This window comes from Roseivivax halotolerans, assembly GCF_900115815.1.
In the GTDB taxonomy this organism is placed as follows: domain Bacteria; phylum Pseudomonadota; class Alphaproteobacteria; order Rhodobacterales; family Rhodobacteraceae; genus Roseivivax; species Roseivivax halotolerans.
The window spans coordinates 1-12150 of sequence record NZ_FOXV01000025.1 but is presented as its reverse complement, the minus strand read 5'-3'; the positions used below and the strand labels follow the sequence as shown (position 1 = coordinate 12150).

At 60.6% G+C, this 12150-nt stretch carries 12 protein-coding genes and 2 pseudogenes; 6 read left to right on the top strand and 8 right to left on the bottom strand.

All coding sequences use genetic code 11. The features are described from left to right. Window positions 1-815: 815 nt before the first annotated feature. The 3 genes from BM171_RS18300 to BM171_RS18290 all read left to right on the top strand — a co-directional run bounded on the left by BM171_RS18300 (window position 816) and on the right by BM171_RS18290 (window position 2923). Entirely contained in the window at window positions 816-1685 is an 870-nt protein-coding gene (locus BM171_RS18300) for a CsgG/HfaB family protein (RefSeq protein WP_093015999.1), read from the top strand. After that, on the top strand, window positions 1682-2398 hold the full coding sequence (locus tag BM171_RS18295) for a hypothetical protein (RefSeq protein ID WP_093015996.1): 717 nt from the start codon (window positions 1682-1684) through the stop codon (window positions 2396-2398). Before BM171_RS18300 ends, BM171_RS18295 begins: the two co-directional genes overlap by 4 nt. Window positions 2399-2527: 129 nt before the next feature. After that, entirely contained in the window at window positions 2528-2923 is a 396-nt protein-coding gene (locus BM171_RS18290; protein ID WP_093015993.1) for a hypothetical protein, read from the top strand. A 144-nt stretch (window positions 2924-3067) separates the two neighbouring features. Here BM171_RS18290 and BM171_RS18285 read toward each other — a convergent pair. After that, window positions 3068-3960: pseudogene (locus BM171_RS18285) on the bottom strand (IS5 family transposase). Window positions 3961-4118: 158 nt separating this feature from the next. On the opposite strand from BM171_RS18285, the gene BM171_RS18280 reads away from it, so the two are divergent. Beyond that, a complete protein-coding gene (locus tag BM171_RS18280; protein WP_342742003.1) occupies window positions 4119-5087 on the top strand; it encodes a polysaccharide biosynthesis/export family protein in 969 nt (322 codons plus the stop codon). Window positions 5088-5226: 139 nt separating this feature from the next. Here the strand turns inward: BM171_RS18280 and BM171_RS18275 are convergent, their stop codons facing one another. The 7 genes and pseudogenes from BM171_RS18275 to BM171_RS19385 all read right to left on the bottom strand — a co-directional run bounded on the left by BM171_RS18275 (window position 5227) and on the right by BM171_RS19385 (window position 10715). Further along, window positions 5227-7800, bottom strand: coding sequence for a PAS domain-containing hybrid sensor histidine kinase/response regulator (locus tag BM171_RS18275; protein ID WP_093015990.1), 2574 nt, complete (start codon window positions 7798-7800; stop codon window positions 5227-5229). A 35-nt stretch (window positions 7801-7835) separates the two neighbouring features. Further along, window positions 7836-8342: a putative pterin-binding protein gene (locus BM171_RS18270; RefSeq protein ID WP_093015987.1), complete on the bottom strand. Its 507-nt coding sequence runs from the start codon at window positions 8340-8342 to the stop codon at window positions 7836-7838. Between the two features lie 104 nt (window positions 8343-8446). After that, window positions 8447-9040: a UTP--glucose-1-phosphate uridylyltransferase gene (locus BM171_RS18265; protein WP_342742004.1), complete on the bottom strand. Its 594-nt coding sequence runs from the start codon at window positions 9038-9040 to the stop codon at window positions 8447-8449. 150 nt (window positions 9041-9190) lie between these two features. After that, entirely contained in the window at window positions 9191-9322 is a 132-nt protein-coding gene (locus BM171_RS19420) for a sugar phosphate nucleotidyltransferase (RefSeq protein WP_342742002.1), read from the bottom strand. 21 nt (window positions 9323-9343) lie between these two features. Next, window positions 9344-10021, bottom strand: a complete 678-nt coding sequence (locus tag BM171_RS19310; protein WP_245760343.1) for a sugar transferase — start codon at window positions 10019-10021, stop codon at window positions 9344-9346. 9 nt (window positions 10022-10030) lie between these two features. Then, window positions 10031-10372 (bottom strand): annotated as a pseudogene (locus BM171_RS19305) (WecB/TagA/CpsF family glycosyltransferase). Between the two features lie 208 nt (window positions 10373-10580). Beyond that, window positions 10581-10715 (bottom strand): hypothetical protein, encoded by a 135-nt coding sequence (locus BM171_RS19385; RefSeq protein ID WP_281244611.1) that lies wholly within the window; start codon window positions 10713-10715, stop codon window positions 10581-10583. 255 nt (window positions 10716-10970) lie between these two features. Here BM171_RS19385 and BM171_RS18255 point away from each other — a divergent pair, with 255 nt between their 5' ends. Then, window positions 10971-11585, top strand: coding sequence for a response regulator transcription factor (locus BM171_RS18255; protein WP_093015984.1), 615 nt, complete (start codon window positions 10971-10973; stop codon window positions 11583-11585). 207 nt (window positions 11586-11792) lie between these two features. Beyond that, on the top strand, window positions 11793-12150 hold a 358-nt coding region (locus BM171_RS19380), incomplete at its 3' end, for a metal-sensitive transcriptional regulator (protein WP_281244610.1).

Below are 12150 nucleotides of genomic sequence, written 5' to 3'. Positions count from 1 at the left end.
ATCCTCGGCCTCAATCGGCTCCGATTACGCGGGCCATACGGCGCAAACGACGAATTCCTACTCGCCGCAGCCGCCCAGAACCTCCGCAAACTGGCCAAGATCCTTCCTGCACCGCAGCAACCGCGAAAAGCCTGACAAGAAAGGCGCTCGTGCCCCTTCCATGCGTCGATATTCTGCGCCAGCAAACGGGTGTTTTTCTACAGAATGGGCGGGAAGCGGAAGTTCGCCGCGAGTGCGCGCTACTTTGTTAATAGAAGCGAAAGCGGACATCGGCTCGGTCGAGTTTGGAGAAAAGATGTTGCGCCGTCGTCCGACGGCTCCAAGCCTGAACTATTTACAGCGATACTTGCGGGCACCGCGGCTGCAGCATTGGCGATTTTGACGCGACCGAACCAAATGCAAGTGTCGGCGATATCGCGACTTCGGCAGAAGGCCTCGCTTCGTCCGACTGCCGCGATCTTGGTCATCGAATTGATCGGTCACATGCGCGGAGCTGACAAGATACTCGTGCAACTTTGATTAGTGCGACTGATATGCTTGGACACATGACATTCGCTGCAAGCGCGAGAAGGCTTGATCTACTGCGGATGCACCCAATGAATTCAATCCGGATGAACTGACTTAGCGGCCGATTCAAGACCCTCTGTTAATGGTACGCTGACCACCAAGCGTCAGCCAGCCTATGCGTCGTTACAGTTCTTGTATGCTTTCGTATAGGAACCCTATTCCCATAGCACCCGTGCTATCCGGCTGTTCAATATCTTTAGAGCCGCAATTAGACGATCTTTCTTCGGGGGACACGCAGAGAGGTCAATATGTTTTCCGATCACTATAACAAATTGCGCCGCCGCCGAATAGCGTTCACAGCATTCATGAGTCTATTAGTCAGCGCGTGTTCGCCAAGTATCAATGCGAGCTCCGAGATAAAACCGCTTTTGGGACCTCCCGTAAGTAATAACACTACTCCCTATACTGTTTGCCTTGACGGACTTGCGAAGGAGCCCGGCCTTAACCGACCGACAATTGCGGTTGGCAATATCTTGGACAAAACCGGTAAGCGCGCATTCGATTCTGTCAACGATAGCACGGAGGTATCCCAGGGAGCTTCCGAGATGGTCATAAGTGCGTTGTTTAAGACGCGCCAAGTCAATCTCGCAGAGCGGCTCGACCCGAGGATTGCTCTTTCTGAAGAGCAACTCGTTCAGTCAAAGCTTATTAAAAGACCGGCTGGTGATGTAAATATCGCTCCGGCGCATTTCGTAGTTCTCGGTGCAGTGACGGAACTGAACTATAATATTCATTCTGGTGGTGAGCGGCTATTCATGGCCGGCATTGGCGCCAGCAAGCGTGCTGCCGTTATAAACGTGGGCCTTGATTTACGTCTCGTGGAAATGCGTAGCCTTGGCACGGTTTATGTCACAAGCCTGCAAAAACAGATTGTTGGTGTCGAATATGAGACGGGCATTTTCCGCTTCTTCGGCGACCAATTCGTAGAATTCGACTCCGGTGAAGTTCGTAACGAACCGTTGCAACTCGGAGTGCGATCGGTGGTGGAACTGGCGGTCTATCAGATCCTTACCGAAGGTCTCGGTTTACCAGCCAACTCTCATGAAGGCTGTGAACCGGGCGGGGTGTACCCCGAACAATCAGACCAACCCAACTCAATCAAGGAAATCAAAACATGAAGATCCAAAAACTTGCGGTCTCCGCAATCGCCATCTTCGCCGCGGCACCAGCTCTCGCATTTGATAGCGTGACTTGGAACTGGAACGCTGACGTCGTCTCTTCGGTGACGACCGGCGCCGTCAGCGACGTGTCCGTCGCTCCTACTGGGCTCGAGCAGATTGAATCCGAACAGACCACGCTGGGCGACTTCGCGGCTACAAGTACCTCGAACCTGATCACTAACGACGTTGTGAACCTCTCTGGCCTCGCTCTCGACGACGTGGTCGCTGTGGAAACCACGTCCACCGCGCTCGGCAACAGCGCCGCGCTTGAGTCCGATGTGTCAATGCAGTTCGATATGAATCAAACCTACGGCGGTGTCGATGTGAGCCTTGGCACTGGGCTGACCGGGACGATCGCCGATGTTTCGCTCCCCGGAGTTTTGGCTGCCAGTTCAATCACAACTGGTGTCGTGAACGGAACGGTCGACAGCGACGCGACTGCGATTGCCAATAACATGACCGCAGACCTGGTCACCACATCGGGCTCGGATGCTTTCCTAATCGGGAACAACATCCAGACTGCCTATTCAGTGGCGACGGCAAGTTCATTGGTTGATGGCGTCATGTTTAACGATGTCACCGATCTGGGCACGCTGGTTAATCCGGCTATATCTTCCGTCTCCACCGCCCTCGGTAACAATCTCGGCGTGACGATCGACGGGATCAACTGATCCTAATACGCACCTGTAAGCCCTTGCCTCTCAGGATGTCCCCCAACTCGAATGGCAAGAACAGGTGCGTAACGCGGTCCGGGGGGGTACCCCCCCGGATCGCCCAAATTTCGGTAGATGGAGAAGAGAATGAAGACGATAGTCGCATTAAGTATTTTTCTGACATTTCCACTCGATGTCTTCGCAGGCGAAACGACATTTGTTGTCGGTTCGCGGCCGTGGAATTTCTCCCAGCGCAGTCGAGAGAATCATATCACGATGCATATGCGCGGCCCGGAAGGCATGACAGCGCCCCAGAGTGGCGCTGCTGTCCAGGGCGGCTCCGGTGGGCCCGGCTACGTTTCCAACTCTTATGCCATCGGAAACTGGGTTCAGGTGGATATGGTACTCGGCGATGGGTCGGAAGGGTTGATCATGATCGAGAATGACCAGACGAATAATGGAGATCAGCAGTCTGTGTCAGATATTCTCGGTGAACTAATTGAAACTTATCAGGCCGACGATCAGGCAAACTACTCGCAATAGTAAATTCATGTTCGCTATGCGGTTTGGCTAAGGTGCTCTTTTTACCATTGGCGGAAAGATTATCAGCAAAGGTGGGCCTGCGTTCCGTACAGTATTGTTGCAGAACTACGACTTGAGGCGTGACTTCCCCTTACCCCGCTGATGTCATGCCACGTGTTCGATCTCGGCGTTGCCGAGGGCCGAGAAATGGTTCATGAGGGCGATGCGGATGTGGATTTCGGCTGTTTGGTGGTCTGGGTCTCTCGCGGCGATGCGCTCGCCGAAGGCTTTCAGGCAGCGCATTTTCGCTTCGACCCGACTTCGAGTGTGATAGCCTATCCAGCGTTTCCAGAAAGCCCGGCCATAGTATCGGGTGGCATCAAGGTGTCGTTCTGGACGCATGCCGCTGGGCAGTCCTCCTTCCACAGACGTACGTTTCTGCGGATCGGAATGACCGGGACAGCATCACGCCCAATGATGGCCTTGTGGCAGCGGCGCGTTTAATAGGCCCCATCTGCGGTGACGGTGCCAATCTGCTCCACTACCGGGACTGGCTCAGCAAGTCTGGCAGCACGGTGCTGTCGCTGTCGCAGCTAAGTGTGAATTCCACGGCGCGGATGTCCGAAGTGACCGGATCCATGGCCAGATGGAGCTTGCGCCACTGCCGACGGACCCTGCGGGCCATGCTTGCGGGCCTGCCATTCGCCGTCGCCGCGGAACTTGATGCCGGTGCTGTCCACGAGCAGGTTCAACGGCCCATCAGCACAGCGATAGGGGATCTGCACGGCCAGGGTTTTCTGCCTGCGGCAAAGGGTGGAGAAATCCGGCACGGGCCAGTCCACCCCCGCTAACCGGAGCAGGCTGGCTACCATCCCGGCGGTCCGACGCAAAGGCAGCTTGAACGGGATTTTGATCGACCGGCAGAACTGGATAACGGCATCGGAAACGACCGGCGGGCGTCCCGGCCGCCCGTCACGCGGCGCGTGCAAGGGCATATCCTTGTCCATCCAGATCAGCAGAGACTCCCGCTTGCGCAGCGGCGCGTTGTAGCTGGACAAGTTCGTCGTACGATAGCGGTCGGGGGGGGGAGTTGCTCATGCAACCATCTAACAGAATGGATTTGCGAAGTGAATCCTCTGGCGTCAAAGATATGTAGCAACGCCAACGCTCGCTCGCGAGTTCGGATGACGCCAACCCGTTCCTGCAATCCGAAGGCATGAATCTGGCCGCTTGCAGCCCCGAGATCGGCGGCGCGTCCGAGGACATGTTTGGCAAGTGGAGCGGCCCCTCGCTCAGCGATCTTCTCGGCGAGAAACTCTCGCGGAACGACATGGTGCAGATCACCTTCGCCGATGACGAGGTGCTGAGTGGTACCTACGTCGTCTCGCGCGACGGCGATCTGAAGCTACCCTACCTGCCGCCGGTGCGCGCGCAGGGGCGCTCCACCAACGAAGTCGAAACAGCGCTGGCCGATGCGCTCGTTGCCGCCGAGTTCTACACCTCGCGTCCGCGCCTTGCGGTGCGGATCACCGACTTCGCCTCGGTCTCGGTCTCGATCGACGTTGTCGGCGCTGTCTTCGAGCCGCACGCGGTCGAGATCGGCGGCACCACGGGTGATGCCATGGATACCGGTCGCCAGCAGGCGCTCGGCGCCTCGACTGACGAGCGCAACCTTTCGACCGCGATCCGGGCCGCAGGGGTCGTCCGCCCGGATGCGGACCTCTCGGCGGTGGAGCTACACCGCCAGCGGAGCGTCTACCTCTTGGATCTGCGCGGCGTCTTCAACGGCAGCGATCCCACCGACATCATGATGCTCACCGGCGACCGGATCGTCGTGAACAGCCGGATGTGCTTCCAGGACGAGCTGATGCGGTCGAGCCCGATCAGCCCGCCGGGCGTGTCGATGTTTCTGTCAAACTTGACCCAGCCCGTAACCAGCAACGCCATCTCGGCCATCGGCCATCGGCCATCGGCCATCGGCCATCGGCCATCGGCCATCGGCCATCGGCCGCGACGTGCGCGAGATGCCTTACGGGACGCGTTTCATGCAAGCGGTGATCGACAGCAACTGCGTCGGCGGCTCGAAGACTTCGAACGCCAATCGCAGCGCGGTACTATTCTCGCGCAGCCCGGTCACCGGCACCTCGGTGGTGATCGAGCGCAATATCGAAGATCTCCTGCGTAGCAGTGACCGCGACGATTTCGACCCCTATGTTCCGCCCGGCGACTCGGTGGCCTGCTACGACAGCACCGTTACAGGCGTGACGGAGATCGGCCGTGTGCTTGAGGTCATCGGCGGCGCGGTTCTGCTCGGGCGATACGCGTCAGGGCGTGTTGGTCAGCCTCTTGCGGGCACGAGACCACGCGCCCTTGGCCCGTTGGGCGAGGGTCGGCAGTGCACCCTCATCTTTGGTCTTCGCGGCGCGTTCATATTCCACGAGGGCGTCGCGCATCTCGAGCGCGCCGAACATGGCGACGCTGCCTGCAAACTTGTGGCACTCGGCGGCGAGATCATCGAGCGCGCGCCGCGTTCGACTTGGACGCGCCAGCTTCGACATCAAGGCATCGCCTTCTGCGACCAGCTGAGAGACGAGCTCCGGGAAGGCGTTGAGACCAAGATCTTCGCGCAGCTGGGCCAGATGCGCGTCCCCTTCATCGACCGAGATCATGCCATCCTTGGTGTCGGCTTCGGTGATCGCGGCAAGTGCATCGCGCAGCGCTTTCAGACTGATGGGCTTGCCGAGAAAAGCGGTCACGCCAGCCGCGCGAAACCCCGCAACCGCGTCGGGCAGCACGTTGGCCGACACCGCGAGGATCGGTGCATCCGCCGAAGGTCCGCCACCCGCGCGGATCAGCCGGGTTGCCGTGGCGCCGTCCATCACTGGCATGGACATATCCATCAGAATCGCATCGAACCGCCGGCTGCCTGCTGCCTCAACCCCGGACTTGCCATCCATTGCTTCCGTCACCGTGTGACCGTCGAGCATCAGCATGTTGCGGATCACCTCGAGATTGATCGGATTGTCCTCAACGACCAGGAGATCGAGGCCGCGCACGTGACTAACTGGGCTTGCCTCGAGCCCTGTCGTTCCTGCCTCGGCATGGCGTAGCTGGAGCCTGATCCAGAAGACACTGCCTTCGCCCGGCGTGCTTTCGACGCCGATCTCGCCGCCCAACGCCCTCGTGAACCGGCTCGCGATACCAAGGCCCAATCCGGCCCCTCCCGTCGACCGGCCAATCGAAGCGTCATTGGTATGAAAATCCTCGAAGACACGATCGAGGTTCTCCGGGGCGATACCGATTCCAGTGTCGATGACGCGAAACTCGTAGATTGATTTTTGCGGATCGGCTGTCGACTCCGCGCGTTCCAGCTCGAGCGAGATGCGTCCATTCTCCGTGAACTTGATGGCGTTACCGACGAGGTTGAGCAGGATCTGCCGGAGGCGCTGCGTGTCGGTCTTGACCCAAGGATGTGCAGGGCCCGCCCATAGCCACTCGATCACGTTGCCGCGTGACGCGGCGTTGCCGCTCTGGCCGTCGACGATCTCCTGCATGAACGTTCCAAGATCGAGCGTCTCGGTCTTGGCGTTCAGCTTGCCGGCCTCGAAGCGCGCGATGTCGAGCACCGTGTCGACATGGTTCAGAAGCACCTGTCCAGAGACGTCCATGTTATGGATGAAGCGCAATTGCTCCTGGCTTGGGCGCGCGTTCTTCAAGAGTGAGAGATTTCCGAGAAGCCCGTTCAAGGGCGTGCGAATCTCATGGCTCATCACTGTCAGGAAGTCCGTCTTCGCCTTCTCGCCCGCAAGCGCCCGGTCACGGGCAGAAGTCAGTTCCTTCTCGCTCGCGACACGCTTGGAGATGTCGCGAAGAAAGCCGATCATGATCTCGTTGTCGCCATCGCGGGCCGATTGCAGCGCCAGCTCGACGGGGAAGATCTCACCGTTCGCGCGCATGCCCTCGAGTTGCACGCGGCCGTGGCCGACGACCCGCCGCTCGCCGCCCTCCTGCATCCGCTTCATGCCTTTGTCATGGGCTTCGCGCATGTGCGGGGGGACGATCAATTCACCGATGGTTCTCCCGCGGGCCTCTTCGAGACTGTAGCCGAATGTCGCTTCAGCGGCGGGATTGAACTCCAGCACGCGGCCCGATGCGTCGGAGACGATCACGGCATCAAGCGAAGTCGACAGGATTGTGTTCATGCGATGGTTGGTTTGCACCAGCTCGTTGCCGCGCCGCTGCGCGATCTGGTTGGCGCGGAGCAAGTAGAGGCTGACAAGCGTCAGTGTCAGCAGCAGTACGGCCGACAGCGCGGCAAGATCGCGCAACGTTCGCGCGGTATCATTCCGGCGGGCATCCGCGGTCTGCGCGAAGTACGACAATCCGCCGATCGCGAGCGCGCGCACCTCGTCCCTGAGCGCGGCTGCGTCTTCCCATATCACCCAGAGTTCTGCGTCGAGCCTCTCATCCGGGCCGTCGATCAGTGGCACGGTCCGGTCGAGAAACGACATGATGGAGGAGAGCGGTTGGGCGAAAGCGGGATCTTCCCGCAGCTCTGCAAAGAGCCTGGAACTCTGAAGGGTATCGATACGGCTGTAAAAGATATCGAATTGCTGCCGGACTTCGCCGAGATCGCTGGCGAAGGGCAAGGTACCGCCCGGATCGTACATCCGGTGTTCGAGAGCGGTCAGGAATGCCAGATGCTCCACTTCGACTTGTGTCAGCGTCCACTGGACATTGTCCGAGCTCGCCGAGCTCTGGCGTTCCAGATCCGACATCACTTCGCGCGAGAGGCTCAGCGCGAGGATGAAGATCACCGACAGCCCAAAGCCGACGAGTGCAATCACCCATCGGCTTTGGCGCTTGTATCCAAGCTGCGCGTCTTTCAACTCAGGCATGTGCGCGATCGCCTTTCGAGAGACCTCGCTTGCCTCTATTGGACGACCTCGAGTCTGTCGAGTTGCCAGATGCTGCGCGAGTAGATCACCTCGGTGCGGAAGGCGGCATCGCTGTCATAGGGATAGACGATCCACAGCGGTCCTTTCTGACGGCGCGGCATTGCGGCCCCGTCCAGCTGATAGGCGACGATCGGCGCGGTTTCGGTCACGCTCTCAACCGGGATCTCGATGGAGTAGTCGTTGATCGCGCTGGCGCGGATCGTGCCTTCGGTAACGCCGAGACGATCCAGAAGCGCGGCCAGCGGCACGCCCGTGAACGCGCTCGTGCCTTCGGTCCAAAGGGTCGTCGTCTCGAAGGAGACTTGCTCCATCGCCTCGAGCATTTCCATGTCGAAGCGTGCGACGTTGCCGTCATTGGTGTCAGCGATGTCACCCGAAATTGTCAGAACGACGTCGCCCTGAGGAGTGTCGAGCGTCTGTGCCGCGACCGGTGCGAGCCAGAGGCTGAAGCCAATGGCGATGACAGTAATGAGCTTGCGCATGCATCCAACTCCAAGATGGTGTCGAGGCGTCATGATCGAAGTCTTGCTTCGCGTCATTCGGGCATGGGGATAGACACCTATCCCGACGGATAGGTGTCCTGAGATCATGCGGCCCGGAGGTTCCCCGTGGAACGGGCAGCGAAGAACTGGCTGACCCCGTTGCACAGCTCCGGACGGTCGAGCGCGAAGGCGATCGTCGCCTCGAGGTATCCTGGCACAGAGCCGCAATCGAAGCGCTCTCCGTCGAAGGCGAAGCCATTGACACCGGCTGTCCTCAGATCGGATGCGATGGCGTCGGTCAGCTGGATCTCGCCGCCCGATCCCGGCTTCTGGGATACGAGCCCATCGAAGATCGAGGGCTCCAGAATATACCGGCCGACAATGCCGAAGCGAGAGGGCGCATCCTCGGCCTTGGGCTTCTCAACAAGGCCGCGCAAGGCCTGAACCGCGCCTTGCTGACGCGCGATGTCGACGACGCCATAAGAGCTGATCCGATTTGCGGGCACCTCTTCGGTCGCGATCATATGGCCGCCCTGCGTGGTATGGGCGCCGACCATTTGCGCCAGCGCAGGGATCACGTCGTCGGGCAGAAGGACCGCGAAGGGCTCGTCTCCCACGAGACGTCGGGCGAGCGAGACAGCGTGCCCAAGACCGCGTTGGGCTTCCTGGCGAACGAAGCTGACGCTTCCCTCGGGCAGGTGCGACAGTCCGAGCGCGTCCAGGGCGCTGGTCTTGCCGGCTTCAGCGAGACTGCGTTCCAGTGCCCGCGCAGTACTAAAATAATTCTCGAGCGCCGACTTGCCTGCAGAGGTGATGAAAATGAACTCCTCGATCCCTGCGGCGCGGGCTTAATCGACCGCGTATTGAATGAGCGGGCGATCGACGAGCGGCAGCATCTGTTTCGGGAAGGACTTCGTTGCGGGCAGAAACCGGGTGCCGAGGCCGGCGACGGGAACGACGGCCTTGCGAAGATGGATCATTGTTTGCATCCTTTTTTGGGGTCAGTACGCGCCGCGTCCGGAGACGACCGCACGGAAGGTGAGCATGATCAGAATGAGGTTCAGCAGCGTGGAGCGGGACCGGACATAGGCGAGGTCCAGGTCGATCATCTTGTCGAAGCCGATATTGGCACGTACGGCGACCTGCCAGAGCCCGGTGATGCCGGGTTTCACAGCGAGGCGGCCAAGGGCGCGCTCGGGGTAATTCGCGACTTCTTCGGGCAGGGCAGGGCGCGGCCCGACGATCGACATCTCGCCTTTCAGGACGTTCAGGATCTGCGGCAGCTCGTCGATCGACAGGCGGCGCAGCATCTTGCCGATCCGCGTGATCCGTGGATCGTTGCGCGACTTGAAGCAGACGCCTTCGCGGTCCGAGCTTGCCAGGAGCGCGGCACGGCGGGCCTCGGCGTCGACATGCATGGAGCGGAACTTGTAGACACCGAAGGGCGTGCCGTCCTTGCTGATACGGATCTGTTTGAAAAGTGCTGGACCGCGGCTGTCCAGCCGGACCATCGCGGCGACGGCGAGCATCGGCACGGCCAAAAGCGCCAGCGCCGCGACCGAGACGGCCAAATCGAGCAATCGCTGACCTTCGATTTGCCGTACGGCATAGCCCGCCGCCCGAGCAAGGAAGGTCGCGTTGCCGATGAGGTAGCGCCGGGCGAGACGGCGGGGCCCCATCGCCAGCCGTCAGGCCCACTCCATCCGGTTGCGCCGGAGCCATTCCGGCGCGCGGCGCACATTGCCCGCAAGGAAGTCGAACAAGGCGCCGACACCGAGCACGAGCTCGGCGTCGATGAGGTGACGGTGCGCGTCGATCCAGAGCTCCTGGCGCGGCACGCCGATCGCGATAAGGACGATATCGGAGCACGAGGCGTTGATGTCGGCCGCTGCGTTTCAGGCATCATCCGCCCCGAAATAGCCGTCGCGGGTTCCCACAACGCGCAGCCCCGGGATGTCCATGCAAAGCCGCTCTGCCGCTGCCTCCGCCGTGCCGGGATGACCGCCAATCAGAAAATGGATTTGCCCCAACGCGCCGCCTGCCGCAGCAGGCGCGGTGCAAGCCGGTCCCGTTGAGTTTGGCCGCGAGCCTTTTGCCGGTTATCCGGGCCGCAAGCTCAACGCCGATTCCCTCCGGCAGCACGGTATCGGCACGCTCCAGCGCCGCCGCGTAAGAGGCATTCCGCGCGCGGATGTTGGCGCAATGGGCGTTGAGAGGAAAAACGCTGCGCCGACCGGGTTAGAGCAACGTCAGGATGACGGTCTCGCCGTCGGCGTTCACGAGCGGCACGCCCAGAACGGGACACTTCGGCAGTATTGCCGGCGCGGCAGGCTTGGCGCGGTTCAGTAGGAATTCGGACGGTCGATAGTGCATGTGAGGTGTCCTGGCATCCAGCGATTTCGATTTGGGCGGACACTGGGGGAGCACGGTATTTCAGTATTGACGGGCGTTCGGACAGCGGTAGCCGCGGACGGTTCGAGACTGCTCCAGAGAGGAGAGCGACCCGATCTCTGCGGCTTTCGTACATATCCTTTCGGATAAATCGTTCTATTCCAATGTTAACCTTTATTGCGTCGCGCTCTCGCGCTATGCGTTCAGCAGCTTCGTGGGGCCAAGCGGAGACATAACTTGAAAGTACTGATCGCAGACGACCACGAACTGGTGCTCGACACGCTGGTGGCCTTCATCCATGCCGCGGGCGGGATCGAAGTTGCAACCGCGCCTGACTTCGCAGCGGCATCCGCAAAGATCCGTTCTGACGTTCCCTTCGACCTGGTGCTGCTGGATCTCAACATGCCAGGTATGGATGGCCTTGCGGGCTTGAAGGCCGCGATCGCGATGGAGGGCGCAGACCGAGTTGCGCTGCTGACCGGCGATGCGTCGCGCGCGCTGGCCGAACAGGCTCTTGAAGCCGGTGCCGCCGGGTTCGTGCCGAAGACACTGTCGGCCAAATCGCTCGTTAACGCGATCCGCTTCATGGCGATGGGCGAAACTTATCTTCCGGCGGACCTGATGAAGGCCGAAGAGCCGCAATGCGCGCATCCGCTCGCCCAGAAATTGACAGAGCGGGAGCGGCAGGTGCTTCGCGGACTCACGGAAGGCAAGGCGAATAAGGAGATCGCCCGCGATCTCGACCTGTCGGAGCCGACGATCAAGCTTCACGTCAAGACGCTTTACCGCAAGGTCGGTGCGAGCAATCGCACGCAAGCGGCGCTGCTGGCGCGCGAAGCAGGACTGTTCTGACCGCGCATCTATCCCTTCAGGTAGTCGCCGAACCGAACGCGTATCCAGCTGCTCCGATGCCCGCCCTGACGCCACCGATAGAGGTCTGGTAGATCCCTGTCACCAAGAGGATCTACTATGATCGACCAGAACCTTACACAGTAGCGCCTCGGCTCGCGCACTCTCTCGCTACGCTGGATCGCCATCTGCCGAAGCCCACTGCGGGCCTTGATCTGGTACCGCGTTTTCGCCGATGGACGGCTGTCGGATGCAGGGCGTTTGCCGCGCTATGTTGCGGTCTTCGCTCGTGGCGCCAGCGCACTCTGGGCGCCGATCCTGGGATATCTCGGGACCGCGACGCTCAAGTTCACGTCGAGCGCATCGCTGATCCTGCCGGGGTCCGGCGCGTCCGCGTCGGTCAATCTCAGCGAAATCGGCCAAGCCTCGTCTTTCGCCAACTCAGCTTTTTCGAACGGTTTGGTCAAGCAACACACACTTGATCGGCTCTCCCGCCTGGAAGGTCAGGTCCGCGGTGTCGCTCGCATGGTCGAGAGCGACCGCTACTGCATGGATATCCTGGCGCAGA